Raw genomic sequence first — 2,437 nt, forward strand, 5'->3', positions numbered from 1 at the left:
AAGCTGCCGGGGTAGGGCCCTCACCCCGCTCGAGGCCCTCACCCCGCTCGAGGCCCTCACCCCGCTCGAGGCCCTCACCCCGCTCGTTCCTCGCGGCCCTCTCCCGCAAACTGCGCGGGAGAGGGCGTAGACTTCGAACGGAGGGTGGCGCGCGGCGTTGGTATTCGTGCTCGGGCGGGTCCGGCCGCGATGCACGACCACCGCGCCGGACGCGCATCTGGAATCAAAAATCCAGAGTTGATGCTGCTGTAAGCGGTGTCACGCCCGTCTGGCGCTCGCGGCGGATCACATGTAAAGTGGTAGGACAAACGTCCGATCAACGCCGGTGCGGCGCCCACAACGCCCCGAATGCCGGCCGTCCCGCATCGCCCCACATCCCCGCGCCAGGAGGTAGCACCATGACGGACCGTCCCTGGGTACCGCACTATTCGCCCGGCAGCCAGGCAGACATCGGCCCCATCGCGTACAAGCACCTGCCCGACATGGTGCGCCGGGAGTCCGCGAGAAACGCCGACAAGACGGCCTTTACACAGGTGATGCCCAACGGGATGGCCGGCACGCTCTCGTACGCGGACGTGGACCGCCACTCCGACGAATTCGCGGCGTACCTGCGCGGCACGCTGGGGCTGGCCGCGGGCGACCGCGTGGCCATCCAGATGCCCAACTCGCTGGCGTACCCGGTGGTGCTGTTCGGCGTGCTCAAGGCGGGGTGCATCGCCGTGAGCACCAACCCGCTGTACACGCCGCCGGAGATGATCCACCAGTTCAACGACAGCGGCGCCAAGGCACTCGTCATCAGCGACCTGTTTGCCGACCGGCTGCCGCCCGTGCTTCCCAAGACGGGGGTAAAGCACGTGGTGACGGTGCGCATCACGGAGTGGTTCCCCGCCGTGCCGGCGTTCGTCATCCGCACGGTGCTCAAGTACGTCAAGAAGCAGCTGCCCGCCCTGACGGTGCCGGCCACGTCCCTGCAGGACGCCCTCAAGGCCGGACGGGGCAAGATCGCCGCGGGCGCGGACGTAACGGGCTACATGAGCGGCGTGGAGCTCCATTCCGTGGCCGCGCTGCAGTACACGGGCGGCACCACGGGCGTGAGCAAGGGCGCCATGCTCTCGCACGGCAACCTGCTGGGCAACGTGGCCCAGATGTTGGCCATGAACACCGCGCAGCTCAACTCGGGCGCGGAAAGCATCCTCACGGCCCTGCCGCTGTACCACATCTTCGCGTTCACGGTGAACCTTCTGCTGTTCTACCAGATCGGCGGGCACAACGTGCTCATCCCGTCGCCGCGACCGCCGCAGAACCTGCAGAAGGCGTTCGAGAAGTACCCCGTCACGTGGTTCTCGGGCGTGAACACGCTGTTCAACGCGCTGGCCAACGAGCCCTGGTTCCAGGCCAATCCGCCCAGGTCGCTCAAGCTGTCCGTGGCGGGCGGCATGGCGCTGCACGGCGCCGTGGCCAAGCGGTGGAAGGAAGTGGTGGGCACGCCCGTCGTGGAGGGCTACGGCCTGACCGAGGCGTCGCCCGTCGTCAGCTTCAACCCCGTGGACCGGGTCAAGGACGGCACCATCGGCATCCCCTTCCCGTCCACCGAGGTGATGCTGGTGGACGAGTCGCGCGCGCCGGTGGGCGTGGGCCAGCCGGGCGAGCTGGCGTGCAAGGGGCCGCAGGTGATGCTGGGCTACTGGAACCGCCCCGAGGAGACGGCCAAGGTGCTGGTGGACGGCTGGCTGTACACGGGCGACGTGGCGCAGATGGACGAGGAAGGCTACTTCAAGATCGTGGACCGCAAGAAGGACATGATCCTCGTCAGCGGCTTCAACGTGTACCCCAACGAGGTGGAGGACTGCATCGCCAACCACCCGGGCGTGCGCGAGGTGGCCGTCATCGGCGTGCCCGACGAGCACTCGGGCGAGGCGGTCAAGGCCTTCATCATCAAGAAGGACCCGGGGCTCACGGAGGAAAGCGTCGTCAAGCACTGCCGCGAGTCGCTGGCGGGGTACAAGGTGCCGCGCCAGGTGGAGTTCCGCGACGACCTGCCCAAGAGCCCCATCGGCAAGATCATCCGCCGCGAGCTGCGCACGCCCGCGCCCGCCGCGACGTCCGTCCCGGCCTGAGAACGACGGCAACAGATTTCTCACGCAGAGCCGCGGAGGACGCAGAGTACTTCATCGTGTGACGAAGTCCTCCGCGCCTCCGCGGCTTTCGCGTTCGGGATGCCTTTGATGATGGGAAAGGACGGACGATGCCCGCGATCCTGCAGAACCACTACGTCCTTGCCGTGCACGACATCCGCATGTCGGCGGCGTTCTTCGTGGACGCGCTGGGGTTCGAGGTGGTCAACGAGCCGCCGGGGTGGATCTTCGTCAAGCGGGACAACTGCATGATCATGCTGGGCGAGTGCCCCGACGCCGTGCCGCCGTCGGAGATGGGCGAC

The 2,437-nt window shown here is 67.7% G+C and carries 2 protein-coding genes; both read left to right on the plus strand.

The annotated features are described in order from the left end of the window. Positions 1-398 precede the first annotated feature (398 nt). Complete coding sequence (locus VFZ20_RS22385; protein WP_329686176.1) at positions 399-2,117, plus strand: AMP-binding protein; 1,719 nt, start codon at positions 399-401, stop codon at positions 2,115-2,117. 128 nt (positions 2,118-2,245) lie between these two features. Next, a partial coding sequence (locus VFZ20_RS22390; RefSeq protein ID WP_329686177.1) for a VOC family protein occupies positions 2,246-2,437 on the plus strand: 192 nt, incomplete at its 3' end.

The sequence above is a fragment of the Longimicrobium sp. genome (genome assembly GCF_036280135.1).
Taxonomy (GTDB): domain Bacteria; phylum Gemmatimonadota; class Gemmatimonadetes; order Longimicrobiales; family Longimicrobiaceae; genus Longimicrobium.

What these genes read in the sequence shown, in the direction of transcription:
- VFZ20_RS22385 (WP_329686176.1), top strand. Translation starts at nt 399, where the DNA reads ATGACGGACCGTCCCTGGGTACCGCACTATTCGCCCGGCAGCCAGGCA.